Source organism: Streptomyces sp. NBC_00448 (assembly GCF_036014115.1).
In the GTDB taxonomy this organism is placed as follows: Bacteria; Actinomycetota; Actinomycetes; order Streptomycetales; family Streptomycetaceae; genus Actinacidiphila.
The window spans coordinates 7,337,362-7,364,051 of the sequence record NZ_CP107913.1 but is presented as its reverse complement, the minus strand read 5'-3'; the positions used below and the strand labels follow the sequence as shown (position 1 = coordinate 7,364,051).

The 26,690-nt window shown below is 72.8% G+C and carries 19 protein-coding genes; 9 read left to right on the top strand and 10 right to left on the bottom strand.

Annotated features, from left to right (window positions below; genetic code table 11):
• Nucleotides 1-133: 133 nt before the first annotated feature.
• Nucleotides 134-928: an IclR family transcriptional regulator gene (locus OG370_RS31765; RefSeq protein WP_328470311.1), complete on the bottom strand. Its 795-nt coding sequence runs from the start codon at nucleotides 926-928 to the stop codon at nucleotides 134-136.
• A gap of 205 nt (nucleotides 929-1,133) precedes the next feature.
• Here OG370_RS31765 and OG370_RS31760 point away from each other — a divergent pair, with 205 nt between their 5' ends.
• From OG370_RS31760 to OG370_RS31735, 6 genes are all read left to right on the top strand, one after another.
• Complete coding sequence (locus OG370_RS31760) at nucleotides 1,134-2,525, top strand: ABC transporter substrate-binding protein (RefSeq protein ID WP_328470309.1); 1,392 nt, start codon at nucleotides 1,134-1,136, stop codon at nucleotides 2,523-2,525.
• Nucleotides 2,522-3,529, top strand: coding sequence for a carbohydrate ABC transporter permease (locus tag OG370_RS31755; RefSeq protein WP_328470307.1), 1,008 nt, complete (start codon nucleotides 2,522-2,524; stop codon nucleotides 3,527-3,529). Before OG370_RS31760 ends, OG370_RS31755 begins: the two co-directional genes overlap by 4 nt.
• Nucleotides 3,526-4,452 carry a carbohydrate ABC transporter permease gene (locus OG370_RS31750; RefSeq protein WP_328470305.1) on the top strand — a complete coding sequence of 309 codons (927 nt, stop codon included), beginning with the start codon at nucleotides 3,526-3,528 and terminating at the stop codon, nucleotides 4,450-4,452. Before OG370_RS31755 ends, OG370_RS31750 begins: the two co-directional genes overlap by 4 nt.
• Entirely contained in the window at nucleotides 4,452-5,303 is an 852-nt protein-coding gene (locus OG370_RS31745; protein ID WP_328470303.1) for an NAD-dependent epimerase/dehydratase family protein, read from the top strand. The genes OG370_RS31750 and OG370_RS31745 overlap by 1 nt, the downstream gene beginning before the upstream one ends.
• A complete protein-coding gene (locus OG370_RS31740; RefSeq protein WP_328470301.1) occupies nucleotides 5,303-6,448 on the top strand; it encodes a glycoside hydrolase family 99 protein in 1,146 nt (381 codons plus the stop codon). Before OG370_RS31745 ends, OG370_RS31740 begins: the two co-directional genes overlap by 1 nt.
• A gap of 100 nt (nucleotides 6,449-6,548) precedes the next feature.
• Nucleotides 6,549-9,638: an alpha-mannosidase gene (locus OG370_RS31735; protein WP_328470299.1), complete on the top strand. Its 3,090-nt coding sequence runs from the start codon at nucleotides 6,549-6,551 to the stop codon at nucleotides 9,636-9,638.
• Nucleotides 9,639-9,849: 211 nt separating this feature from the next.
• On the opposite strand, the gene OG370_RS31730 is transcribed toward OG370_RS31735, so the two are convergent.
• From OG370_RS31730 to OG370_RS31715, 4 genes are all read right to left on the bottom strand, one after another.
• On the bottom strand, nucleotides 9,850-10,497 hold the full coding sequence (locus OG370_RS31730; protein ID WP_328470297.1) for a thymidine kinase: 648 nt from the start codon (nucleotides 10,495-10,497) through the stop codon (nucleotides 9,850-9,852).
• Between the two features lie 84 nt (nucleotides 10,498-10,581).
• Nucleotides 10,582-11,790 (bottom strand): alkaline phosphatase family protein, encoded by a 1,209-nt coding sequence (locus tag OG370_RS31725; RefSeq protein WP_328470295.1) that lies wholly within the window; start codon nucleotides 11,788-11,790, stop codon nucleotides 10,582-10,584.
• On the bottom strand, nucleotides 11,790-12,401 hold the full coding sequence (locus OG370_RS31720) for a DUF5998 family protein (protein WP_328470292.1): 612 nt from the start codon (nucleotides 12,399-12,401) through the stop codon (nucleotides 11,790-11,792). Before OG370_RS31720 ends, OG370_RS31725 begins: the two co-directional genes overlap by 1 nt.
• A 164-nt stretch (nucleotides 12,402-12,565) precedes the next feature.
• Entirely contained in the window at nucleotides 12,566-15,385 is a 2,820-nt protein-coding gene (locus tag OG370_RS31715) for a bifunctional acetate--CoA ligase family protein/GNAT family N-acetyltransferase (RefSeq protein WP_328470291.1), read from the bottom strand.
• 184 nt (nucleotides 15,386-15,569) lie between these two features.
• Between OG370_RS31715 and OG370_RS31710 the strand changes: the two genes are divergently transcribed.
• Entirely contained in the window at nucleotides 15,570-15,851 is a 282-nt protein-coding gene (locus OG370_RS31710; protein ID WP_328470289.1) for an HPr family phosphocarrier protein, read from the top strand.
• A 285-nt stretch (nucleotides 15,852-16,136) separates the two neighbouring features.
• Here OG370_RS31710 and OG370_RS31705 read toward each other — a convergent pair whose 3' ends face one another.
• The 3 genes from OG370_RS31705 to OG370_RS31695 all read right to left on the bottom strand — a co-directional run bounded on the left by OG370_RS31705 (nucleotide 16,137) and on the right by OG370_RS31695 (nucleotide 19,873).
• Entirely contained in the window at nucleotides 16,137-16,856 is a 720-nt protein-coding gene (locus tag OG370_RS31705) for a GntR family transcriptional regulator (protein WP_443060781.1), read from the bottom strand.
• Between the two features lie 252 nt (nucleotides 16,857-17,108).
• Complete coding sequence (locus OG370_RS31700) at nucleotides 17,109-18,494, bottom strand: M16 family metallopeptidase (RefSeq protein ID WP_328470283.1); 1,386 nt, start codon at nucleotides 18,492-18,494, stop codon at nucleotides 17,109-17,111.
• The gene (locus OG370_RS31695) at nucleotides 18,491-19,873 is read right to left on the bottom strand and encodes a M16 family metallopeptidase (RefSeq protein ID WP_328470281.1); all 1,383 of its coding nucleotides are present in this window, start codon (nucleotides 19,871-19,873) and stop codon (nucleotides 18,491-18,493) included. The genes OG370_RS31700 and OG370_RS31695 overlap by 4 nt, the downstream gene beginning before the upstream one ends.
• 429 nt (nucleotides 19,874-20,302) lie before the next feature.
• Here OG370_RS31695 and OG370_RS31690 point away from each other — a divergent pair, with 429 nt between their 5' ends.
• Complete coding sequence (locus tag OG370_RS31690; RefSeq protein ID WP_328470279.1) at nucleotides 20,303-22,750, top strand: DNA gyrase/topoisomerase IV subunit A; 2,448 nt, start codon at nucleotides 20,303-20,305, stop codon at nucleotides 22,748-22,750.
• 160 nt (nucleotides 22,751-22,910) lie between these two features.
• Here the strand turns inward: OG370_RS31690 and OG370_RS31685 are convergent, their stop codons facing one another.
• Entirely contained in the window at nucleotides 22,911-23,864 is a 954-nt protein-coding gene (locus OG370_RS31685; RefSeq protein WP_328461228.1) for an IS481 family transposase, read from the bottom strand.
• Between the two features lie 131 nt (nucleotides 23,865-23,995).
• On the opposite strand from OG370_RS31685, the gene OG370_RS31680 reads away from it, so the two are divergent.
• Nucleotides 23,996-24,967 carry a sucrase ferredoxin gene (locus OG370_RS31680; protein ID WP_328470277.1) on the top strand — a complete coding sequence of 324 codons (972 nt, stop codon included), beginning with the start codon at nucleotides 23,996-23,998 and terminating at the stop codon, nucleotides 24,965-24,967.
• A gap of 40 nt (nucleotides 24,968-25,007) precedes the next feature.
• On the opposite strand, the gene OG370_RS31675 is transcribed toward OG370_RS31680, so the two are convergent.
• Complete coding sequence (locus OG370_RS31675) at nucleotides 25,008-26,651, bottom strand: solute symporter family protein (RefSeq protein WP_328470276.1); 1,644 nt, start codon at nucleotides 26,649-26,651, stop codon at nucleotides 25,008-25,010.
• Nucleotides 26,652-26,690: the final 39 nt, after the last annotated feature.

Here is a 26,690-nt window from a genome sequence, read left to right as displayed (position 1 = left end):
GTGCGCAACGGGCCACGGCGGCAGGGCGGTTGGGCCGGGGCGGGGGCGTCCCGACAGGGCCGGGCGCGCGGCGACGACGGCAGCTACGGAGCGAGCCGCGGATCGGGGCCCGGCCGGCTCCCGGGCCCGGCCCTCACTGCTGGCCGAGCCGTTTGAGCAGCGTGCTCAGCGAGTGCGCCGCCTCGGTGACGGCCTGCGCGATCTCCTCCATCCGCGCGTCGTCCATCCGGCTCTTGGGCGCCGAGCAGCTGATCGCGTCCTCGCCCTGGCCGCTGCCGAGCGCGACCGCGACGCAGCGGATGTCGACGGAGTTCTCGCCGTCGTCCATCGCCCAGCCGCGCAGCCTGGCCTCGCCGAGCTGCGCCAGGAGTTCGTCGGGGTCCACCACGGTGTCGGGCGTCAACCGCTCCAGCGGCCAGGCCAGCCGGCGCTGCACCTCGGCGGGGTCGTACTGCGCGAGCACCGCCTTGCCGAGGCCGGTGGCGTGCGCCGGCAGCCGGCGGCCGACCGCGGAGTACATCCTCAAGGCGTGCCGGGACTCGCGTTTGGCCAGGTAGACGACGTGCGTGCCGTCGAGCCTGCCCAGGTGGACGGACTCGCCGGTCTCCTCCGCGAGCGCGTCGAGCACCGGCCCGGCCAGGCTCGTGACGTCGTCGCCCTCCAGGTACGCGGTCCCGGTCAACAGGGCTTTCAGGCCCAGGCTGTAGCGGGTCCCCGACGGGTCGAGATCCACCCATCTGCGGGCCTGCATGGTGCGCAGGATCGCGTGCAGGCTGCTCTTGGGCACGGCCATCGCCGCGGCCATCTCGGCCAGCGACATCCGGGCGCCGTCGGCGCCGAGCAGTTCGAGCACCTCGAGCACCCGCGCCGCGGACTTGACCTCTTCAGGTTTGCGTTCGGGCCCGCGCCCGCGCGCTGTTGCTGCCACCGATTCCACCGATCCTCCGCTCCCCGCGCTCCCCTGCGCCGACACCTGACGGCCCCTGGGTGCACACCCAATCGCAACGCACGCCTTGACGCTATATCAAACACCACCGTAAGTTCAGGGACTCCAACGTCATTCGGTCTTCTGAACGATCGAACCCTAGGCAGGGGCTATGCGGATACCATTTGTCGGACCTGTTGCAGGATCTGTGACGAGAAACAGCACCAAGAACCGCCGGACCCGATTCGCCGCAGCGGCCGTCGTGACGGTCATGTCGCTGGCGCCGATCGCCGCCTGCGGGGGGTCGGGCGGGTCGTCCGGGGGCGGCAAGACCCTGGAGATGTGGACCTTCAAGCAGTCCCACGTCGCGGGCCTGCGCAACGCCGCCGCCGAGTTCAAGAAGCAGACCGGCATCACCGTGAAGATCCAGGCGTACGGCCCGGACGACGCCTACACCACCAAGGTGCAGGCCGCCGCGAAGACCCATGACCTGCCCGACGTGCTGGAGACGCACTCCGACGGCGAGGACTTCGCGCTGGGCTCCACCGGCATCGCCAAGGACATCTCCAAGGACGTCGACGCGAGCTGGAGCGGCCTGTACCAGAAGGGCGTGCAGGGCTCCGGCACGGTCACCCCCGAGTTCTACCGGGAGTCGCTGCCCGCCGACTCCAAGGACCACGGCGTCCAGAAGGGCCAGCGCTTCAGCGTGCCCTTCACCTCCGGCACCTTCGGCATCGTGATGGGCAACAAGAAGGTGCTCGCCGCGGCCGGCATCACCAAGCCCCCGGCCACCTACGAGGAGTGGCTCGCCGACCTGAAGGCGACCACCACGAAGAGCCCCACCACCGGCGGGGTCAGCCTGGGCCTGAAGGTCAAGGCGACCGGCATGACCTGGACGATGCAGCCGCTGGCCTTCGCCGAGCTGGGGAAGGCCAAGTACCAGGCGCTCTGGGGTCAGAACGCGTCCGAGGACTTCTCCTCGCCCGACGGCCAGAAGGCGCTCAGCGAGTACGCCAAGCTGCAGCCCTACTGGATGCCCGGCACCCAGATCCTCGACATCGACTCCGCCGACCAGGCGTTCGCGCAGGGCAAGTCCGCCTGGGACATCGGCGGCACCTTCACGCTGGCCTTCCTCCAGCAGAACGGCATGAACCCCGACGACGTGATGGCCTTCGGCATCCCCGGCCCGTCCGACGGCGCCGTGCCCAAGCCCGCGCTCGCCCCGCTGGCGCTGACCGGGCTGACCGTCACCTCGACCAGCTCGCACACCGCGAACGCCGAGAAGTGGATGAAGTTCCTCTCCCAGCCCTCGGTCGCCTCGCAGTTCGCCAAGGACGCCACCGAGGTGCCCGCCACCCAGCTCGGCGCCGACGCCGCCAAGGTGATGGGCCCGACCCTGGCCGGCCTGACGGCGACCTTCACCGGCACTCCGGAGAACACCTACGACCCGAGTGACGCCAGCTTCCGGCCGCCCGGCTACGACCAGGACTCCATCAGCGAGATCCTCGCCGACCTGACCCCGCTGCACCAGAAGAGCGTGGAGGCGACCGGCAAGGCGATGGCGAAGCTCAACAACTCCTTCTGGAAGCTGGCGAAGTGACCACCGCTCCCCGTCCCGCACTGACGGCGGAGACGGCCGCGGCCGGGGGTCCCGGAGACCCCCGGCCGGGCGCCGGCCCCGCCACCAAGGCCCGCCGCCGCAGCCGGCGCGGCGGCCACGAGGCCCTCTCCGGCTGGCTGTTCGTCGCCCCGGCCGTGGTGCTCTTCGCGGTCATGGGCCTGTACACCGTCGGCTACGGCTTCCTGCTGAGCTTCGCCCAGTGGAACGGCTTCGCCGCGCACTGGACCTGGGTCGGCATCCAGAACTACAAGGACCTGCTGTGGGCCGACCCGCGGTACGCGCCCCGGGTCCAGCACGCCGCCGTGCACACCCTGTACGTGATGATCGCGGTGCCGGTGCTGACCGTCCTGGTGTCCTTCCCGCTGGCGGTGCTGCTCAACTCCGCCCGGCGGATGCAGACCCTGCTGCGCTCGGTGTACTTCGTGCCCTACGTGACCAGCGGCATCGCGGTGTTCTTCGCCTGGCAGTACATCCTCCAGCCGGACGGCGCGATCAACACGCTGCTCAAGAGCGTCGGCATGGGCTCGCTCGCCCAGCCGCAGGGCTGGCTCGGCAACCCGCACACCGCGCTGCCCACCATGATCGTGGTGACGGTGTGGGGCGCGGTGCCGGTGGCGATGCTGATGTACCTCACCGGGCTGCAGACCATCGACCGCAGCGTGCTGGAGGCCGCGCAACTGGACGGCGCCGGCTGGTGGCGCACCAACTTCTCGGTGGTGTGGCCGCTGGTCCGGCCGATCACCCTGATCGTGGTGCTGCTGAACCTGCGCGACTCGCTCCAGGGCTTCCAGACCTTCCTGGTGATGACCAACGGCGGCCCCGGCGACCACACCAACGTGCTCGGCCTGGAGTCGTACCGGCTGGCCTTCCTCATGCAACTCGACCCGACCCTGGGCCTGGCCAGTGCGCTCGGCTGGCTGCTGTTCGCCGCCGCGCTGGTGATCGCCCTGATCAACCTCCGAGTACTGCGGAGCAGGACATGACAACGATTCCCCTCGGACCGGCCGACGACACCGCCCCCGCGAAGAACGGTTCCGGCCGGCCTCGGCCCGCTGCCGGACCCCGCTCCGGCGGCGGCAAGCTGGCCCGCCGGATCAGCGCGAAGGTCGTCATCGGCGTCCTGCTGGCGGTCTACGGGCTGGTGAGCCTCTACCCCTTCCTGTGGATGATCTCGGCGGCGTTCAAGAACAACATTGAGGTGGTGCGCGGCGGCCACCTGATCCCGCACTCGCCGACCCTCCACACCCTGACCAGCACCTGGAACCAGCTCCACTTCTTCCGGTACTTCGTCAACAGCCTCGAAGTCACCGCGCTGACCGTGGTGCTGACGCTGGTGGTGTACGCGGCGGCCGGCTACGCCTTCGCCGTGCTGGACTTCCCCGGCCGCGGCATACTGCAGAAGCTCTTCATCTCGCTGCTGTTCGTGCCGGGTGTCACCGTGATGCTGCCGATCGTGCTGCTGGAGAACAAGCTCCACCTGCTCGGCACCCACATGGGTCTGGTGCTGCCCTTCGTCAACGGCGGCGCGCCACTGTCGATCCTGCTGATGACCGGCGCGTTCTCGGCGGTGCCGAAGGAACTGCGGGAGTCCGCGCGGGTGGACGGCGCCAACGAGTTCCACGTCTTCACCCGGATCTACCTGCCGCTGACCCGGCCGGCGCTGATCACCGTCGGGCTGCTGACCGCGATCCCGACCTGGAACGAGTACCTGCTCACCCGGGTCTCGCTGAACAACCCGAGCTCCTACACCCTGCCGCTGGGCCTGCAGACGCTGTCGTCGGAGAACGTGCCGCACTACAACGAGATGATGGCCGGCGCCCTGATCGTCGTCGTGCCCGTGGTGCTGCTCTTCCTCTCCCTCCAGCGCTACTTCGTCAACGGCCTGGTCGGGGCGGTGAAGGGCTGATGCTGGTCCTCGTCACCGGGGCCGCCGGGCACATCGGCGGCCACGCCGTCGCGGAACTCCTCGGTGCCGGCCACGACGTGGTGCTCACCGACCTGCTGCCGGTGCACGAGCCGCGCGCGGTACGGGTGCACACCGGTGACCTCCAGGACCCGGACCTGGTCCGCAAGGCGATGGACGGCGTCGACGCGGTGGTCCACCTCGGCGCCATCCCGCACCCCAACGTGCCCGACCCGAGTGCCCTGTTCGCGGAGAACTGCCACACCGCGCACCGGGTCCTGGAAGAGGCCGGCCGGGCCGGAGTGCGCCGGGTGGTGGCCGCCTCCAGCATGTCCGCGGTCGGCCTGGCCTGGTCGCCGGTCCCGGCCTCGCCCGCGTACGTGCCGCTCGACGAGCAGCACCCGAGCCTGGTCCGCGACCCGTACGGGCTGTCCAAGGTGGTGCTGGAGGAGGTGGCCCGCACCGCGCACCGCCGGTACGGCACGGACGTGGTGAGCATGCGCTTCCCCTTCACCGGGGCCGGCGACCGGCTGGACGAGTTCGTCCGCGCCTGCGCCGCCGACCCGGCCGGCCAGCGGCACGACCTGTGGGGCTGGCTGCACACCCTCGACGCGGCCACCGCGATCCGGATCGCCCTGGAGGCCGACGTCACCGGCGCGCACGTGGTCAACGTGACCGCGCCCGACACCACTTCGGCGCTGTCCTCGGCCGCGCTGATGGCCACGCACCACCCCGGTGTGCCCCTGCGCTCCGCCGTCACGGGGCACGCCACGCTCTTCGACACGACCGCTTGCACCGATCTGCTGGGGTTCACCCCCCGGCGCACCTGGCGTACGACCGAAGGAGAGAGCTGATGTCACCCGAACTCACGCCCCCCTCCCGCCGCACCCTGCTCACCGGTGCCGCGGCCGCCGGCGCCGCCGCGCTGGTCGGCCTGAGCGGCCGCGGCGCGCAGGCGGCCACCCCGGCACCGGCCGGGCAACCCGGCCCCGGCCCGGCCCACGGATCGAAGCCGGTCTCCCGGCACACCCACATCTTCTACTACCCGTGGTACGGCAACCCGGACTTCTACGGCGACTGGCGGCACTGGCAGCAGGGCGACGTCACCCCGCCCGAGGACATCGGCTCCAACTACTACCCGGTGCAAGGCCCCTACGACTCCGGCGACCTGCACGGCACGGTCGCCCAGCACATGCGGTGGCTGCGGCAGGCCGGCACCGGCGTGCTGGTCAGCAGCTGGTGGGGGCAGGGCAGTTACGAGGACCAGCGGGCCGAGGTGGTGCTGGAGGCCGCCGCCAAGGAGGGCCTCCAGGTCGCCTGGCACATCGAGCCGTACGACGGCCGCGACGCGGACTCCGTGGTCGCCGACATCCGGTACATCAGCGGCAAGTACGGCCACCACCCGGCCTTCCACCGCGACCCGGAGCACGGCCACCGCACCGCGTACTACATCTTCAACAGCCTGCTCACGGTGGACTGGTCGGCACTGCACCAGGTGGACGACCAGGCGATCGTGATGGCGCAGACCTGGGACCTGACCCGGATCGGCGACTTCGGCGGCGCGTACACCTACGACGCGATCGCCACCCACAACGAGCCGGACTGGACCGAGGTGGCCGCGTTCTGCGCCGAACGCGGCATGGTGTGGGCGCCGTCGCTCGGTCCGGGCTACATCGACCACCGCGCGAAGCCCGGCAGCACCACCCCCATCCTGGACCGCGCCGACGGCGCGACCTACGACCAGGAGTGGGCGTACGCCCTGTCCTCCGGCAACGGCGACGCGCCGCCGGACTGGGTGAGCATCACGTCGTTCAACGAGTGGCACGAGGGCAGCATGATCGAGCCCGCCACCGCGCAGACCCCCGGCACGTTCGACTACCTCGACTACGAGGGCGCCTACGGGCGGCACGGCCGGTCCGCGCAGACCGCGTACCTGGACCGCACCGCCCAGTGGGCCGCGCGGTTCGAGGCGGAGCGGGCCCGGCACCGCCGCGGCTGAGCCCCGCTCCCGCCACCGGCCCGGACGGGGGCGGGCGCCGCCGCCCGCCCCCGCTGCACGACCGACTCCCTGCCGATACCCCAGCAGAAAGAGCACTCCTGTGCATGACGACCGTCCCATCGTCGAACAGCGGATCACCAAGTTCCTCTCGCACGTGGTGCGGCCCGCCCTCTACAGCCACCCGCTGACCCTGGAGCTGGCCGCCTGGCAGGTGCCGGGCGAACCCGTGCCGGTCGCCGACGCGCTGGCGGCGGCGTACGAACCGGTGCGGATCGGCGACAGCTGGGGCGGCCCGTGGTCGACGACCTGGCTGAAGGCCACCGGCCGGGTGCCGCAGGAGTGGGCGGGCCGCCGGGTGGAGGCCGTCTTCGACCTCGGCTTCGACCTGACCAAGGGACCCGGCGGCCAGGCGGAGGGCTTCGTGCACGACGCCTCCGGCACGCCGCTGCAGGGGCTGCACCCGTACCACCGCAGCGTGCTGCTGGCCGAGTCGGCCACCGGCGGCGAACCGGTCGACCTGCTGGTGGAGTTGGCCGCCAACCCGATGATCGTGGGCTCCGCGGGCCGGGGCACCCACCTCGGCTCGAAGGAGACCGCGGGCACCGACCACCTGTACGAGCTGCGGGTGGCCGAGATCGCGGTGCGCGAGGACGCGGTGTGGCACCTGACGCACGACATGGAGGTGCTGGACGAGCTGATGCGCGAGCTGCCGGTGGGCAGTTCGCGGCGGCACGAGATCCTGCGCGCGCTCCAGCACGCGATGGACGCGGTCGACGTCGCCGACGTGGCCGGCACCGCGCAGCTCGGCCGGGACCGGCTCGCCGACGTGCTGGCCCGCCCGGCGCACGCCTCCGCGCACACCATCGCCGCGGTCGGCCACGCGCACATCGACTCCGCCTGGCTGTGGCCGATCCGCGAGACGGTCCGCAAGTGCGCCCGCACCTTCACCAACATGACCGCGCTCGCGCGGGAGTACCCGGAGCTGGTCTTCGCCTGCTCCTCCGCGCAGCAGTACGCGTGGATCAAGGAGCGCCGTCCGGAGATCTTCGAGCGGATCAAGAAGGCGGTGGCCGACGGCAACTGGGCGCCGGTCGGCGGCATGTGGGTGGAGGCCGACGGCAACCTGCCCGGCGGCGAGGCGCTGGCCCGGCAACTCGTCTTCGGCCGGCGGTTCTTCGCCGAGGAGTTCGGCCTCGCGCAGGACGGCGTGTGGCTGCCGGACTCCTTCGGCTACACCGCCGCCTACCCGCAGTTGGCGGTGCTCGCGGGCGCGAAGTGGTTCCTCACCCAGAAGCTGTCCTGGAACGAGACCAACCGGCTGCCGCACCACAGCTTCGACTGGGAGGGCATCGACGGCACCCGGATCTTCACCCACTTCCCGCCGGTCGACACCTACAACGCGAGCCTGACCGGCGCCGAACTCGCCCACGCGGAGAGCAACTTCGCCGACAAGGGCGCGGCGACCCGGTCACTCGCACCGTTCGGCTTCGGTGACGGCGGCGGCGGCCCCACCCGCGAGATGATGGAGAAGGCCCGCCGGCTGCGCGACCTGGAGGGCTCGGTGAAGGTCGAGGTCGCGGACCCGAACGCGTTCTTCGCGGCGGCCCGCGCCGAGTACCCCCGACCGCCGGTGTGGCGGGGCGAGTTGTACCTGGAGAACCACCGCGGCACCTACACCAGCCAGGCCCGCACCAAGCACGGCAACCGGCGGGCCGAGGCGCTGCTGCGGGAGGCCGAGCTGTGGGCGGTCGCCGCGTCGGTCCGCACCGGCGCCCCCTACCCGTACCAGGAACTGGAGTCGATCTGGCAGCGGGTGCTGCTGCACCAGTTCCACGACATCCTGCCGGGCTCCTCCATCGCCTGGGTGCACCAGGAGGCCGAGGCGGTGCACGCACAACTCCAGGCGGAACTGGCCGGGTTGATCGGCACCGCGCTGGCCGGCGGCGACGGCCTGGCGTTCTTCAACGCCGGCCCGTACGCCCGCCGGGAGGTCGCGGTGGTGCCGGCCGGCGCCACCGACGAGGGCCAGCCGCTGGCCGACGGGCGGCGCGCGGTGCTGGTCGAGGCGCCCGCGCTCGGCGCCGGCCGCGCGGTGGCCGCCGCCGGCACCGCGCCGGTCCAGGTGCGCCAGGACGGCGACGGCATCACCCTGGACAACGGAGTGCTGCGGGTCCTGATCGACGGCAGCGGCCTGGTCCGTTCGGTGTACGACCAGCGCGCCGCGCGCGAGGCGATCGACCCGGACCGGCCGGGCAACCTGCTCCAACTCCACCCGGACGACCCGAACCTGTGGAGCGCCTGGAACATCGACAGCTACTACCGCGACACCGTGCGCGATCTCACCGAGGCCGACGAGGTCGAGGTCGCCGAGGCCGGGCCGCTGCTCGGCTCGGTCCGCGTGACGCGCTCCTTCGGCGCCTCGCACCTGGTGCAGCACCTCGAACTGACCGCGGGCAGCGACCGGTTGACCGTCCGCACCGACATCGACTGGCAGGAGCGGGACACCCTGCTCAAGGCGGCCTGGCCGATCCGGGTGCACGCGGAGCACGAGAGCGCCGAGATCCAGTTCGGCCATGTCCGCCGGCCCACCCACGAGAACACCAGCTGGGACGCGGCCAGGTTCGAGCTGTGGGCGCACCGCTGGGTGCACGTCGGCGAGCACGGCTGGGGCGCGGCCGTCGTCAACGACTCGACCTACGGCCACGACGTGTCCCGGCAGGTCCGCGCGGACGGCGGCACCACCACCACGCTGCGGCTGTCCCTGCTGCGCTCCCCGCACAGCCCCGACCCGCAGGCCGACCGCGGCCGGCACTCCTTCGCCTACGGCCTGGTGGTCGGCACCGACGTGGACGGCGCGATCGCGGCCGGCTACGCCCTCAACCTGCCGCTGCGGGCGGCCGGTTCGGCGCCCGCGGGCGGACCCGCGCTGATCGCCGTGGACAACCCGGACATCGTGGTGGAGGCGGTGAAGCTCGCGGACGACCGGTCGGGGGACGTGGTGGTCCGGCTGTACGAGTCGCGCGGCGGATCGGCCCGCGGCACGCTGCGCGCCGACTTCCCGGTGGCGGCCACGCACCTCACGGACCTGCTGGAGGCCCCGGCCGAGGAGTTGCCGGCCACGGCCGACGGCGGGCTGCCGCTGGAGCTGCGTCCGTTCCAGATCCTGACGGTCCGGCTGCGCCGGGCCTGACCCCCGCTTTCCGCCCCCCTGACGGCGCACGGGCGATCACGGTGCCGGTGACCGCTGATCGTACCGTCGTCGCGCGGTCCGGGCCGGTGTCCGACGCCTGACACCGGCACCGCTCCGGCCGCGAGCGGGTCCGGGCGGCCGTCCTCGCCGGCGGCCGCCCGGACCCGCCCCCTTGTCGTCCGCGCGTTCCCGGCGGCCGAACGGGCCGTCGTCAGGAGTGGTTGACCGGCAGCACGTCAGGCGACAGGGTGCCCGCGGCGGCCGACGCGCTGGTCATCTGCCGCCGGTGATGGCGGCGGCAGAGCACCTCGTAGCCGACCTCCGCCGCGCGGTCCACGTCGCCGATCACCACCTGGGCGCCCTCGACCACCATGACGCCGCCGATCGTGCGGGCGTTGTGGGTGGCGCGGGCGCCGCACCAGCACAGCGCCTCGACCTGGAGCGCCTCGATCCGGTCGGCGAGCTCGATCAGCCGCTGCGAGCCCGGGAAGAGCCGGGTGCGGAAGTCCGTGGTGATCCCGAACGCGTAGACATCCAGGTCGAGTTCGTCCACCACCCGGGCCAACTGGTCGATCTGCCCGGGGGCGAGGAACTGCGCCTCGTCGACGACCGCGTAGTCCACCCGGCCGCCGCGGCTGATCACGCCGACCAGATGGCCGTACAGGTCCATGTCGTCGGCCACCTCGACGGCGTCGGTGACCAGGCCGAGCCGGGAGGAGAGCTTGCCCTCGCCGGCCCGGTCGTCCCGGGTGAAGATCACCGCCTGCAGGCCGCGGGCGGTGCGGTTGTGGATGATCTGCAACGCGAGGGTGCTCTTGCCGCAGTCCATCGTTCCGGAGAAGAAGACCAGCTCGGACATGGGAAGGACGACGGCCTTTCGGGACGGACGGCGGAGGCGGACGGCAGAGACGAACGGAGGAGGCGGACGGCAGAGACGAACGCTTCAGGAGCGTACTTGGAGCAGCGGCACGAGTTGCTCGACGGGGGTCATGGAGCCGTGCAGGCCGATCATCTTCGACTCCCCCGGCTCGGTGCGGTTCGCCACGATCGCCATGTCGTCGCGGGCCGCGGCCACCACGTCGCCGATCCGGCCCAGCACCCGCCGCTCGGGGTCGGGCCCGAACCAGCCCGCGGCGACCGCCTCCGCGCGGCTCGCCACCCACATCCGGTCGCCCAGCACCTCGCGCCACACCGCGAGCACGTCGGCCGCCGCACCGGGCACCGCGTACACGTGCCGGGCCCGGCCCTCACCGCCCAGCACCGCGACCCCGGCGCGCAGTTCCCAGTCCTCGTCGAAGTCGATCCGGGACTCCTCGTCGAACGGGATGTCGATCATGCCGTGGTCGGCGGTGACGTACAGGGCGCTGCGCGGCGGCAGTTGCTCGGCGAGCCGCTGCGCCAGCCGGTCGACCATCGCCAACTGCCCGCGCCAGGCGTCGGAGTCGACGCCGTGCCGGTGGCCCATCGCGTCGAGCTCGCTGTAGTACGTGTAGACCAGCGCGCGGTCGGCGGCGGCGAGCCGGTCCGCGGCCAGGTCCATCCGCTCCTCGCCGGCCAGCCGGCCGTGGAAGGTGCCGCCGGAGAGCGCGACCTTGGTCAGCGGGGTCTGCGCGAAGGTCGGCGAGGAGACCTGGCAGGTGGCGATGCCGGCGGCCTCGGCGAGCCGGAAGACGGTGGGGTGCGGCTGCCAGACGTTCGGCGAGGTCCACGGCTGCCAGCGCAGCTGGTTCATCAGCTCGCCGGTGCCGGGGTTGAGCGTGGTGTACCCGGCCAGGCCGTGCGCGCCCGGCGGCAGGCCGGTGCCGACGGAGGCGAGCGAGGTCGCGGTGGTGGACGGGAAGCCGGCGGTGAGCGGGCGCCCGCTGCCGCCGACCGAGCTGCCCAGCAGCGAGGTCAGGTACGGCGCCTCGTCGGGGTGGCGCAGGATCAGCTCCCAGCCGAGCCCGTCCACCAGGAACACGCAGACCCGGTCGGCCGGTTCGAGGGCGAGGCGGGTGGCGGGCATCCCGGGGATGCCGAACCCGGCGAGCGCGGCCGGGATCACGTCGCACAGCGCGCCCGTGCCGTAGGCGGGGACCGGGGCGGTGCGGGGGTCGAGCGGCTCGGGGTCGTACGCGTCGGGGTACGGCGTGCCGGGGTGCGGTCCGCCCATCAGTCCGTTGCCGCTGTCGCCTCGGAGAGGGCCTGGGCGAAGGCGAGGGCCTGCCGGACCGTGTCGGGGCCGTCGCCGGCCTCGCTCACCCGCAGCGACAGGTCGTCGACGGTCGAGGAGCCGGTGTACCCGTGGTCGGCCTCGCAGTTGGGGTCGCCGCACGCGGCCGGCTCCAGGTCGATCCGGGAGACCGCGCCCCACCCGATGGTCAGCACGACCTCGCGCGGCAGGGTGCCCGGGGTGCCGGGGGCACCCGGCGTGTAGGACTCGGGGTTGGCCACCACCCGGCTGACGACGACCGACGAGATCCGGCCGATCTTCACCGACTCGGTGGAGGTGGTGGCGTAGGGGCTCGGCGAGGTGTCGTCGGCGGCCTGCTCGTCGGTGTGGCTGACGATGAACCGGCTGTCGGTGAGCACCAGCACCGTCACATGCCGCCGCACCTCGTTGGCGTCGAAGGTGGTCTCCTGGTGGACCAGGTACGACGTGACCGGCTCGCGCCCCACCGCGGCCTCGACGGCCTCGGCCACCAGAGCCGGGTAGTAGCCGCTGCGCTCGATGGCTGTGCGCAGGCCCTGTGTCGTCGTACCGGTCTTCGCCATGCCGTCCATCCTATGCGCGCTCCGGGGCGGTCAGAACGCGATCGCGACCCGGGTCGTGAGGTGACCGCGTACTCGGTCGCGGACCCGGTTCCCGCCGCACACCGCCCACGGTCCGCCGCGCGCGCCGCCCGCGCTCCGTCCGACCGCCGCCCGGGTCCGCCCGGCCGCCGCGTTCAGTACGAGGTGAGCGCGCGCGGGCCCAGGTCGGTGCGGGCCGGCGGGGTGGCCAGCCGCACCCGGGCGCCCAGCACGCTCAGGCCGTGCGCGGCGACCACCACGGGCTCCAGGTCCACCGCGACCACCTCCGGCAGGTCGTCGGCGAGCATCGACACCCGCAGCAGCAGTTCCTCCAGCGCGGCGGTGTCCACCGGTTCGGCGCCACGCCAGCCGAAGAGCATCGGCGCGGACTTGATGGAGCGCACCAGCTCCGCGGCGTCCCGGTCCGTGGCCGGAACCAGCCGGTGCGCTATGTCGCCGAGCAGTTCCGAGGGCGCGCCGGCCAGGCCGAAGGAGAGCACCGCCCCGGCCGCCGGGTCCACCCCGGCCCGTACCACCGTGTCCACCCCGCGCGGGGCCATCGCCTGCACCACCGGGCGCAGTTCGGCCGGTCCGCCCAGCCGCGCGGTCAGCTCGCCGTACGCCCGCCGCAGGTCGCCCTCGTCGGCGAGGTCGAGCCGTACGCCGCCGAGGTCGGCGCGGTGGCGCAGGTGGGGTGCGGTGGTCTTCAGCGCCACCGGGTAGCCGAGCGCGGCGGCTGCCTCGGCGGCGGCGTCCGGGTCGGGCGCGGGCCGGGCCCGGCGGACCTCGATGCCGTAGCGGCCGAGCAGCCTCGCGGTCTCGGCGTCGTCGAGGGTGACGCCCTCCCCCGCGGGCGCCCCCGGCGGCAGCAGCCGGCGTACGTCCTCGGCCGCGCCGGCCTCGTCGATCCGGTCCAGGTCGGGCACCCGGCCGGGCTTCGCGACGCTCGCCCGCCACGCGGCGTAGGAGGCGGCCTCGGCGAGCGACCCGACCGCCCGGTCCGGCGCGCGGTAGGCGGGGATACGGCCGACGGGTGCGCCGGGCCCCTCCGCGGGGGCGCCGAGCCGGTCGGCCATGGCGTCGAGGGCGAGGTGGACCACGACGACGGGCTTGTCCGCGCCGGCGGCAGCCGCGCGCAGGGCGGCGGCCAGCGCCGGGTCGTCGCCGGCCTCGGGGTCGCCCGGATCGCCCGGATCGGCCGCGGCGGGGCGGGTGCTCGCGTCGCTGGGATCGCTCGGGTCGGCGGTCAGCAGGTCGGTGCCGACCCGGGGAATGGCGGTGACCACCACCGCGTCGCTGCCGGGGTCGGCGAGCGCGGCGGTCAGCGCGGCGGCGAAGTCGTCGGGGCCGGCGGCGGTGGTGAGGTCGATCGGGGCGGCGGGGCGCAGCCCGGCGGTGAGCGCCGCGTCATAGGTGAGCAGGCCGAGCGACTCGGAGTTGCCGAGGACGGCGACGCGGTCGCCGGCCGGCAGCGGCTGGAGGGCCAGGAAGAGCCCGGCGTCGAGGAGTTCGGTGACCGTGTCGACCCGCATCACGCCGGCCTGGCGGAAGAGCGCGGACACGGTGGAGTCGGGGATGCGGGTGACCGGCACCTCGTGGCCGGCCGGCACCGCCCCGGAGTGCAGGGCGCCCTTCACCACGACCACGGGCTTGTCGACGGCGGTGCGGCGGGCGAGCCGGGTGAACTTGCGCGGGTTGCCGAACGACTCCAGGTACATCAGCACGGCGTCGGTGTCCGGGTCGTCCTGCCAGTACTGCAGCAGGTCGTTGCCGGAGACGTCGGCGCGGTTGCCCGCGGAGACGAAGGTGGACGGGCCCAGGCCCCGGCGGTGCAGTCCGGACAGCAGCGCGATACCGATGGAGCCGGACTGGGTGAACAGCCCGAGCCGGCCGCGGCGCGGCATGTCCGGCGACAGCGAGGCGTTCAGCCGGGCGTCGGGCGCGGTGTTGAGCACCCCGAAGGCGTTCGGGCCGATCACCCGCATGCCGTGCGCGCGGGCCTGCCGGACCAGTTCGCGCTGGCGGACCCTGCCCTCGGGCCCGGTCTCGGAGTAGCCGGCGCTGACCACGACCAGGCCGCGCACGGCGGCGGCACCGCAGTCGGCCACGGCCTCGGGCACCCGCTCGGCGGGCACCGCGATCACCGCGAGATCGACGCTCGCGCCGCCCTCGGCGATCTCCCGCACCGAGCGGTGGCCGGGCACCCCGCCGACGTCGGTGCCGCCCTCGGGGAAGGCGTGGTTGACCGCGTAGAGCCGGCCGGTGAAGCCGCCGGCCGCGATGTTGCGCAGCAGCGTGCGGCCGAGGCCGCCGGGCCGGCGCCCGGTGCCGACCACCGCCACGGACTCCGGGCGCAGCAGCCGCTGGACGGAGCGGGCCTCGGCGCGGTGCTCGCGCGCCCGCATCACGCGCACCGACTCGACGGTGGGTTCGAGGTCGAGGTCGAGGTGGACCACGCCGTCGGTGAAGCTGCGCTGCTGGGTGTAGCCGGCGTCGGTGAAGACCTTCACCATCTTGCGGTTGGCGGGCAGGACTTCGGCGGTGAAGTGCAGGATGCCGCGTTCGCGGGCGACCGCCGCGATGTGTTCGAGCAGCGCGGAGGCGACGCCGCGGCCCTGGTGCGCGTCCTGGACGAGGAAGGCGACCTCGGCGCGGGTGCCGGCCGGCCCGGAGGCGGCCCGGCCCTGCTCGTCGGTACGGTCGTAGCGGACGGTGGCGATGAACTCGCCCCCGACGGTGGCCGCGAGGCCGACCCGGTCGTCGTAGTCGTGGTGGGTGAAGCGGTGCACGTCCCGGTCGGACAGCCGCGGGTAGGGCGCGAAGAACCGGTAGTACTTCGACTCGTCGGAGACCTGCTCGTAGAAGTCGACCAGCCGTCCGGCGTCCTCCGGGCCGATCGGCCGGATGCGGGCGATGCCGCCGTCGCGCAGGACGACGTCAGCCTCCCAGTGGACGGGGTACGGCTGCTCGCTCATGGCCCCAGCGTATGCGGCCGCACCGGCGTGGGGTGTCTGCTCGCGCCGCCGACGCGCAGGGGGCAGTCTGGGGGGACCCGTTCAAGCGCGGGCCGACGTGCGGGAGCAGCACCGCGGGCGTGCTTAACTGGTCTAGACAACTGGAACCACCTGCGCAGACCGCACCGACCCGAAGGACTTCACCATGGCTGAGCGGCACGTCAATGTCGGCTGGGCTGAGGGCCTGCACGCCCGTCCCGCGTCCATCTTCGTCCGCGCGGCGACGGCCGCCGGAGTGCCCCTGACCATCGCCAAGGCCGGCGGCGACCCGGTCAACGCCGCCTCCATGCTGGCCGTGCTCGGCCTGGGCGCGCAGGGCGGCGAGGAGGTCGTGCTGGCCTCGCAGGCCGACGGCGCCGACGCGGCGCTGGACCGGCTGGCGAAGCTGGTCGCCGAGGGTCTGGAAGAGCTGCCCGAGACCGTCTGAGCCCGGGAGCGTCTGAACCTGGACCCACCCGGGGCGGTCTGGACCCGGGACCGCCTCGGCCGCGCCACCTTCCGTACGCGGCTCACCCGCACGCCTTTCACGCGTCTCTTTCGGGCACGCCTTTTCGCGCCCGCGGCACGCCGGCCGCCGGGCGGGAATACCGACACCGTACGGAAATCCGCGCAGCGGAATCCGGCGGACCCGGACAGCCCCCACGGAATGCCCGGCCCCGCTATTCCGGAATACCCGAAACAACAATTCACGTTCTTGTATACGGTGTGATTGTTAAGCGCGGCGGCGCCCCGCGTGTACGGAGTGTTTCAGGGTTCTCACCGCGGTGGCCCGCTCCACGTGCAGCGCGGCCAGCCGGCGGGCGCGCTCGGCGTCACCGCGGGCCACCGCGTCCACGATCGCCGCGTGCTCCTCCCACGCCTGCGCGGCCCGGGCGGTGCCGTCGTCGGCGTACACCCAGGCGATCTTGTGCCGCAGCTGGGTGAGCAGCGCGGCCAGCGTGGGGCTGCCGGACGCCTGCGCCAGCGTCTCGTGGAACCAGCCGCCGAGCGCCGGCAGGTCCGACAACTGTCCCTGCACCGCCCGCTCCTGCCCGAGCCGGACCAGGCCGCGCAGCACCTTCAGATGCGACTCGCCCCGCCGCTGCGCGGCCCGGGCCGCGCCCAGCGGCTCCAGCAGCCCGCGGATCTCCAGCAGGTCCGCGGCCTCCTGCTCGGTCGGCTCGGCCACCGAGGCGCCGGCGTGCCTGCGGGTGCGGACGAAGCCCTCGGACTCCAGCGTGCGCAGCGCCTCGCGCACCGGCACCCGCGACACCCCGTAGCGCTGCGCGAGCAACTCCTCGGTCAGCCGGCTCCCGGGCGGATAGAAACCGCCCACGATGTCGTCGCGGATCGCCGTACACACCACCTGGGCCGAGATACGCCGACCGGTGCCCTCCGTGCCGTTCACATCCGCTTCCGCATCGTAAGAACTCCGTTCCGTCCCCGAATTCATTCTGTCGCGACTCTATTCCAGCACGAGTGCGGGCGGGAAAGCAGCCCCTGAATTCTTGGATCGTTTTTGGACAGCGGGCCGACGACCGCGGAACGCGGAACGGAGAAGCGGGGGCCGTACGAGGGGCTACGGAGGAGCGGGGGGTGCGGCGGTACGGGCACGCGCCGTACGGGCCCGGGAGTGCCGGAACCCCGGCGCGCCGCGCGGGCGGGCCGGGGTTCCGGTCGGTGCGGTGGGCCGGGGGCCGGTGGGTCAGGAGACGACGGTCACCGGGCCGATGCCCAGCTCCCGTACCGGCTCGGTGATCGCGGCCGCGTCGCCGACCAGGACCACCACCAGGCGGTCGAGCGGGAAGGCGTTGACCACCGCGGCCGTCGCCTCCACCGTGCCGGTCTCGGTGAGCCGGGCGTACAGCGCGGCCTGGAAGTCGTCGGGCAGCTCCTGCTCGACCTGGTCGGCGAAGGTGCCCGCCACCGCGGCGGCGGTCTCGTAGCGCAGCGGCGCCACCCCGACGAGGTTCTGCACCGCGACGTCGCGCTCGGCGTCGGTCAGCCCGCCCTCGCCCAGCTCGCGGATCACCCGCCAGGTGTCGGCGAGCGCCGGGCCGGTCACCTCGGTGGCGACCGAGCCGCTGATCGCCAGCAGCGCGGCACCGGTGCCGTCGGCGGAGGAGAGCAGCACCTGGCCGAAGGCGCGTACCCCGTAGGTGTAGCCCTTCTCCTCGCGCAGCACCCGGTCCAGCCGGGAGGTGAGGGTGCCGCCGAGGCAGTAGGTGCCCAGCACCTGCGCCGCCCACACCCGGGCCTGCCGGTCCGGGCCGGTCCGGCCGATCAGCAGCTGGGTCTGCACCGAGCCTGGCCGGTCCACGATCACCACCCGGGCGGTGTCGTCGGAGGTGATCGCCGCGCGGGCCGGCGGCTCGGCCTTGGTGCCGGTCCAGCGGCCGAGCGTGCCGTCCAGCAGCGCGGGCAGGTCGATGCCGGTCAGGTCGCCGACCACCACGGCGGTGGCCGTGGCCGGCCGTACGTGCGCGGCGTAGAAGGCGCGCACGGCGGCCGCGTCGATCCGCCGCACGGTCTCCTCGGTGCCCTGGCGGGGCCGCGAGTTGCGCGCCTCGGCCGGGAACAGCTCCTTCGACAGCGCCATCGCGGCCCGGCGGCCGGGGTTGGCCAGCTCGTGCGGGATCTCGTCGAGCCGGTTGGCGACCAGCCGCTTGATCTCGTCGTCCGGGAAGGCCGGCGCCCGCAGCGCCTCGGCGAGCAGGTCCAGCGCCTTGTCCAGCCGGGACGCGGGCACTTCGAGGGAGACCCGCACCCCCGGGTGGTCGGCGTGCGCGTCGAGCGTCGCGCCGCAGCGCTCCAGCTCGGCGGCGAACTCCTCCGCGGAGTGCTGGTCGGTGCCCTCCGACAGCGCCCTGGCCATGATGGTGGCCACGCCGTCGAGGTCCTTCGGCTCAGCGGCCAGCGGGGCCGCGAGCAGCACCTCGACCGCGACGACCTGCTGGCCGGGGCGGTGGCTGGTGAGCAGGGTCAGGCCGTTGGCCAGGGTGCCCCGCTCGGGCGCGGGGAAGGCCCACGGCTTGGGCTCCCCGGCCTGCGGCCGCGGGTGGAACGTCATGGTGGCGGCGGTGTCGCTCATGCCTCGGCACCTTCTCCCTGCTCGTCCTGCTGGTTCTGCTCGTCCTGGTCGTCGTCCTGCTCGTCGTCCTGCTCGGCGGCGGCCGCGGTGGGCTCGTAGACGAGGACGGCCCGGTTGTCCGGGCGCAGCCGCGCCGCGGCGACCGCCTTGACCTCTTCCGCGGTCACGTCCAGCACCCGCTGCACCGCGGTGAGGGCGAGCTGCGGGTCGCCGAACAGCACGGCGAAGCGGCACAGTTCGTCGGCGCGGCCGGCCACCGTGGCGAGCCGGTCCAACCACTCGCGCTCCAGCTGGGCCTGCGCCCGCTCCATCTCCTCGGCGGTGGGGCCCTGTTCGGCGAAACGGGCCAGCTCCTCGTCGACGGCCGCCTCGATGGCGGCCAGCTCGACACCGCTGGACGCCTTGACGTCCAGCCAGCCGAGCGAGGGCGCCCCCGCCAGCCGCAGCAGGCCGAACCCGGCGGTGACGGCGGAACGGTCCCGCCGTACCAGCCGGTTGTGCAGCCGGGAGGACTCGCCGCCGCCCAGCACCGTCAACGCCAGGTCGGCGGCATCACTCTCACGGGTGCCGTCCTGGGGCAGCCGGTAGGCCGCCATCAGGGCGCGGGAGGGCACGTCCTCCTCGATCACCTCCCGGACGTTCTCGCCGACCACGTCGGGCAGCGAGCCGTCGCGCGGCTCGGGCTTGCCGTTGTGCGCGGGGATGGTGCCGAAGTACCGCTCGATCCAGCCGAGGGTCTGCTCCGGGTCGATGTCGCCGACCACGGACAGCACCGCGTTGCCGGGCGCGTAGTACGTGCGGAAGAAGGCGCGGGCGTCCTCCAGGGAGGCCGCGTCGAGGTCGGCCATCGAGCCGATCGGCGTGTGGTGGTACGGGTGGCCGTCGGGGAAGGCGAGCGCGCTGAGCCGTTCGAAGGCCGTGCCGTAGGGCACGTTGTCGTACCGCTGGCGGCGCTCGTTCTTCACCACGTCCCGCTGGTTGTCCAGGCTCTCCTGGTCCAGTGCGGTCAGCAGGCTGCCCATGCGGTCGGCCTCCAGCCACAGGGCCAGTTCGAGCTGGTGGGCGGGCATCGTCTCGAAGTAGTTGGTGCGCTCGAAGCTGGTGGTGCCGTTGAGCGAACCGCCCGCGCCCTGGACGAGTTCGAAGTGCCCGTTGCCCTTGACGCTGGCGGAGCCCTGGAACATCAGGTGCTCGAAGAGGTGGGCGAGACCGGTGCGGCCCTCGACCTCATGGCGTGAACCGACGTCGTACCAGAGGCATACCGCGGCGACCGGCGTGAGGTGGTCTTCGGAGAGCACCACTCGCAGGCCGTTCGCCAAGCGGTGCTCGGTGGCTGTCAGGCCGCTGGAGTGTGCCTCCGGCGTGGCCGTGTGACCCATGGGCAAGCTGTCCTTCCGGTCGCTGCTGCGTGACTGCGTAGAGTGCTGCCACTCTAGGCAAGCGTGCCCGCGCCGCGCGAAGTTCCCGCCCGGAACGCGCTCGTGCCGGGTCGCGGTCGGTGTTGTCGGTGCCGCGGTCCACAATGGACCGCGCCGCATCGCGGCGTATGCCCGCCGCCCGTGCACGACCGCGAGGCACGCGGGCAGACGCTTGACGAGCAGGCACACGCAGGACGGACGCACGACCGAGGCACGACAGACGCGGCACCGAAGCGGGACCGCAACACGACTCACGCGGCACCGCCGCACGACAGACACAGGACCGCGGAACCGCAGAACGACCGACGCAGGACCGCAGAACCGCAGCAGCACGCAAGGCACACGCAACGCACCCGAAGGCACCACGCAAGGCAAAGGAGCGCCGCCGAGATGGCCCGCCGCACGACGAAGAGCCCGCCCCCGGACGACGACTTCGAGGAGCGCATCCTCGACATCGACGTCGTGGACGAGATGAAGGGCTCCTACCTTGAGTACGCCTACTCGGTGATCTACGCCCGCGCGCTGCCCGACGCCCGTGACGGCATGAAGCCGGTGCACCGCCGCATCGTCTACCAGATGAACGAGATGGGCCTGCGCCCCGAGCGCGGCTTCGTCAAGTGCGCCCGCGTGGTCGGCGAGGTGATGGGCAAGCTGCACCCGCACGGCGACGCGTCGATCTACGACGCGATGGTCCGGATGGCGCAGCCCTTCTCGCAGCGCCTGCCGCTGGTCGACGGGCACGGCAACTTCGGCTCGCTGGACGACATGCCGGCCGCGATGCGCTACACCGAGGCGCGCATGTCGGGCCCGGCCCAGCTCATGGTCGAGTCGATCGACGAGGACACCGTCGACTTCGCGCCCAACTACGACGGCCAGGAGCAGGAACCCGACGTCCTGCCGGCCGCCTACCCGAACCTGCTGGTCAACGGCTCGTCCGGGATCGCGGTCGGCATGGCCACGAACATGCCGCCGCACAACCTGGGCGAGGTGGTCTCCGCCGCCCGGCACCTGATCCGGTACCCGAACGCGGACCTCGACGCGCTGATGCGCCACGTTCCCGGTCCTGACCTGCCCACCGGCGGCCGGATCATCGGGCTGTCCGGCATCCGCGACGCGTACGAGACCGGCCGCGGCACCTTCAAGATCCGTGCCACCGTGGCGGTGGAGGACGTCACCCCGCGCCGCAAGGGCCTGGTCGTCACCGAACTGCCCTTCACCGTCGGGCCCGAGAAGGTCATCGCCAAGATCAAGGACATGGTCGGCGCGAAGAAGCTCCAGGGCATCGCCGACGTCAAGGACCTCACCGACCGCGAGCACGGCCTGCGGCTGGTCATCGAGATCAAGAACGGCTTCAACCCCGAGGCCGTGCTCGAACAGCTCTACAAGCTGACGCCGATGGAGGACTCCTTCGGCATCAACAACGTGGCCCTGGTGGACGGCCAGCCGCTCACCCTCGGCCTCAAGGAGCTGCTGGAGGTCTACGTCGACCACCGCTTCACGGTGGTGCGGCGGCGCTGCGAGTTCCGGCGCACCAAGCGCCGCGACCGGCTGCACCTGGTGGACGGCCTGCTGGTGGCGCTGGTCGACATCGACGAGGTCATCTCCATCATCCGGTCCAGCGACAACGCGGCGCAGGCCAAGGAACGGCTGATGGACCGGTTCGGCCTGTCCGACATCCAGACCCAGTACATCCTCGACACCCCGCTGCGCCGGCTGACCCGCTTCGACCGGATCGAGCTGGAGGCCGAACGCGACCGGCTCAACGAGGAGATCGCCGAGCTGACCCGCATCCTGGAGTCGGACGCGGAACTGCGCAAGCTGGTGTCGGCGGAGCTGGCCGCGGTCGCGAAGAAGTACAGCACCGAACGGCGCACCGTGCTGCTGGAGTCGGCGGGCGCGCCGGCCGCCGCGGTGCCGCTCGAGGTCGCCGACGACCCGTGCCGGGTGCTGCTCTCCTCGACCGGGCTGCTGGCCCGCACCGGGGTGGGCGAGCCGCTCACCGACGGCTCGGGCAAGCGGGCCAAACACGACGTGATCCTGTCGGCGGTGCCGACCACCGCGCGCTCCGACCTCGGCGTGGTGACCTCGACCGGGCGGCTGCTGCGGCTGACCGTCATCGACCTGCCGATGCTGCCGGACACCGCGGGCCCGCCGTCCCTGGCCGGCGGGGCGCCGCTGACGGAGTTCCTCGCGCTCGACGACGGGGAACGGGCGCTGTGCCTGACCACGCTCGACGAGTCCTCGCCCGGGCTGGCGCTCGGCACCGCGCAGGGGGTGGTCAAGCGGGTCGTGCCGGACTACCCGTCGAACAAGGACGACCTGGAGGTCATCACCCTCAAGGAGGGCGACGTGATCGTCGGCGCGGTGGAGTTGCGCACCGGCGAGGAGGATCTGGTCTTCATCACCGACGACGCCCAACTGCTGCGCTACCCGGCCGCCCAGGTGCGTCCGCAGGGCCGCCCGGCGGGCGGCATGGCCGGCATCAAGCTCGCGGACGGCGCCCAGGTGATCTCCTTCACCGCGGTGGACCCGGCCGTGGACGCGGTGGTCTTCACCGTGGCCCGTTCCGAGGGCACCCTGGACGGCGCCGGCGAGGGCACCGCGAAGCTGACGCCGTTCGACCAGTACCCGCGCAAGGGCCGGGCCACCGGCGGGGTGCGCTGCCAGCGCTTCCTGCGGGGCGAGAGCGGGCTGTCGCTCGCCTGGGCCGGCCCCGCCCCCGCCCGCGCGGCCACCTCGACGGGCGCGCCCGCCGAGCTCCCGCCGAAGGACCCGCGCCGCGACGGCTCCGGTGTCCCACTGGCGAAGCCGGTCACGTCCATCGCGGGCCCGGCCTGACGGAAGTCCCGCGCCCGGGCCCCCACGAGGCCCGGGCGCGGGAGCGGGTGCAGGTGCAGGTGCGGGTGCAGGTGCGGGTGCGGAGCTACGAACACGGCTGCGGACGCAGGTCCGGCTACGGGTCCGGCGGTACGCGTACAGGTCCGCCCCGCCGGGCGCACTAGGTGTACTGACCCGTTAGGTTGGGGACGCGGCTGGCGGGTGGTTGGCCTTTGAGTGCGGTGTGTCCGCGGTGGTGATTGTAGGTGTGGAGCCACTGCTGATAGGCGGCGCGTCGTTCGGCGTCGGTGCGGTAGGGCTTCGCGTAGGCCCATTCGTCCAGCAGGGTGCGGTTGAACCGTTCGACCTTGCCGTTGGTCTGGGGCCGGTAGGGCCGGGTGCGTTTGTGTGAAATACCTTGCTCGGCAAGGGAGTTGCGCCACAGATGTGACTTGTAGCAGGAGCCGTTGTCGGTCAGGACCCGCTGGACGGTGATACCGGCGGCGGCGAAGAAGGCGTGGGCGCGCTGCCAGAACCCGACGGCGGTCTCTTTCTTCTCGTCGGCCAGGATTTCGCTGTAGGCCAGGCGGGAGTGGTCGTCGATGGCGTTGTGCAGGAAGCTCATGCCCGCCTTGGTGCGGTTCTTGCGGCCTGCTTGCCGGCCGAGGACCTTGTGGCCGCCGCCGTCGGGGATGTTGCCGAGTTTCTTGATGTCGACGTGGACGAGGTCGCCGGGGGCGGCGTGTTCGTAGCGGCGGATCACCCGGCCGGTGGCACGGTCCAGGTGGGCCAGACGGGCCAGCCGGTAGCGGGTCAGGACACGGTGCACGGTCGCCGGGTTCAGCCCGAGAAGGTAGGCGATACGGGCCGGTCCCCACCGGCGCAGGACACGGACCTTGATGATCCGCCGCTCGGTACGGGTCGGTGTCCGGCGCGGGCTGGAGTGCGGGCGCGAGGAGCGGTCGACCATCCCGGCCTCGCCCAGCTCCCGGTAGCGGGCCGCCCACCGCTGAGCCGTGGTGGGCGAGACCTGGAAGCGTTCGGCGGCCCGGCGCAGGGTCCACCGGTCGTCAACGATGCAGCGGGCCAGCCGCAGACGGCCGGTCTCGGTCAGAGGTGCATTACGGTGGGGCATGAGGGCCTTCTGATCGTTCGATGTCGATGTCGCAATCCACACCGAACCCGGAAGGCCCTTACTCGTTCAAGATCACCCCACCGTGATCACTGTCACCAACCTCCGTGGACAGAACAACTAGGCTCGGCGGGGTGAGCCTCTGCACGCGTGCCTCGATCGAACTCGCCGAACCGGTGGCCGCCACCGCGGCGACCGCACGGACCTGGCTGCTGATCGAGCAGCCGGGTCCGTGGGGAGCCAAGGCCCTTCGGTCCAGCCACCTCGACCCGGCGCTCGGCCGCGAACTGGAACGCCTCGCCGACGGCACCGGTGTCCGGCTCGGCCTCATCCGCCGCCCCGGCCGGCACGCCGACACCCATCAGCCGCACCGCCGCCATGTGATCGCCGCCCACACCGCGCCCGACCGCTCATGGATTCGCACCGCCGCCCTCGCCGATCCCGCAGAACTGGCCACCCTGGACTTCCCGGCCCTCGGCGCCGGCCACCCCGCCGACTTCGGCACCCGCTACGACGGCCCGCCCATCGCCCTCATCTGCACCAACGGCACCCGCGACCGCTGTTGCGCCCTCCACGGCCGTCCGCTCGCGGCCGAACTCGCCACCGACGGCGGCCTCGACGTCTGGGAGACCACGCACCTCGGTGGCCACCGCTTCGCCCCGACCATGCTGGTCCTCCCGCACGGCTACTCCTACGGCCGGCTCGACGCGGCCACCGCCAAGGACGCGCTCACTGCCGCGCACTCCGGCCGGGTCGCCCTCGAAGGCTGCCGCGGCCGCTCCACCTGGTCCCGGCCCGGCCAGGCAGCCGAGTTGGCGGTCCGCGCCCTGATCGACGAGGAGCGCGCGGCCGCGCTGACCGTGCGCGGCACCGACCCCGTCGAGCCGGAACCCGCATCCGGCTCCGGCTCCGGCCCCGACGCACGAACCGCCTGGACCGTACACGTCGACCACACCGACGGGCGGGCCTGGCGGGTCCTGGTCGCCCAGCACGCCGCCACTCCCCCGCGCCCGGAGAGCTGCGGCGCCGCGCTCGGCACCCCGGCCCGCATGGACGTCGAATCCGTCGAGCCGATCGACCCCGCCGTACCCGTACCCGGACGCTGACGCCGGCCCCCGCGGCACCCTGCACCAGCCCTCCGGCCGGCTACACCGCGCCCGCTCCCGTCAGCGACCGCACCTCCGTCTCCGCGAACGCCGACTCATCCGCGGGCTCCCGGGTCAGCACCGTGCCCAGCCAGCCGGCGAAGAAGCCCAGCGGGATCGAGACCAGCCCCGGGTTCTCCAACGGGAAGACGTGGAAGTCCACCCCGGGGAAGAGCGAGTCGGCCTGCCCGGACGTCACCGGAGACAGCACCACCAAGGTCAGGGCCGGAACCAGTCCGCCGTAGATCGACCACACCGCGCCCTTGGTCGTGAACCGCCCCCAGAACAGCGAGTACAGCAAAGAGGGAAGGTTCGCCGACGCCGCCACCGCGAACGCCAACCCGACCAGGAACGCGATGTTCTGATCCTGCGCCAGCAAGCTCAGCGCGATCGCCACCGCACCGATCCCGACCGCCGCGAACCGCGCCACCCGCACCTCGTCCTCCTCCATGTGCCCGCCCGGATTGCCCGCGTCACGCCTGGCCGCATGGCGGGGCCTGCGCCGCACCGTCGCATACAGGTCGTGCGCCACCGACGCCGACGACGCGAGCGTGATGCCCGCCACCACCGCCAGGATCGTCGCGAACGCCACCGACCCCACCACCGCGAACAGCACCGCGCCGCCGGTCGTGCCCGATCCGCCGCCCAGCGCCTCCGCGAGCAGCGGCACCGCCGTGTTGCCCGCCTCGTTCGACGTCCGCACCGTGTCCGAACCGACCATCGCCGCCGCCCCGAAGCCCAGCACGATCGTCATCAGGTAGAACGCCCCGATCAGCCCGATCGCCCACACCACCGACCGCCGCGCCGAACGCGCCGTCGGTACCGTGTAGAACCGCGACAGGATGTGCGGCAGCCCGGCCGTGCCCAGCACCAGCGCCAGCCCCAGGCTGATGAAGTCCAGCCGCGACGTGCCGCTCGCGCCGTACTTCAGCCCCGGCGCGAGAAACGCGTCACCCTGCCCGCTGCCCGTCACCGCCGACCGCAGCAACCAGTCCACGTTTCCATGGAACTTGACCAGCACCATCACCGTCAGCGCCACCGTCCCGCCCATCAGCAGCACGGTCTTCACGATCTGAATCCACGTGGTCGCCCGCATCCCGCCGAACGACACATAGACCACCATCAGCGCCCCGACCCCGATCACCGTCCAGGTCCTGGCCGCCCCGGTGCCGCCGAGCAGCAGCCCGACCAGACTGCCCGCGCCGACCATCTGCGCCACCAGGTACAGGATCGACACCGTCACCGACGCCGTCCCCGCCGCGATCCGCACCGGCCGGTGCCGCATCCGCGCCGACAGCACATCCGCCAGCGTGTACCGCCCGACGTTCCGCACCAGCTCGGCGACGAGCATCAGCACGATCAGCCACGCCACGAAGAACCCGACCGAGTACAGCAGCCCGTCGTACCCGAACAGCGCGATCAGCCCGGAGATCCCGAGGAACGACGCCGCCGACATGTAGTCACCGGCGATCGCGAAGCCGTTCTCCGCCGGGGTGAACAGCCGCCCGCCGGCGAAGAACTCCTCCGACGAGGTGCGCCGCCGCCCCGCCCACGCCGTGATCGCCAGCGTCACCGACACGAACACCGTGAACAGGACGATCGCCAGCCCCTGGTGATCCCCGGTCCTGTCCGCCAGAAACGCCACGCCCGTCGGCTGTCCCGCCGGCCGACTCGTCAACTGCCC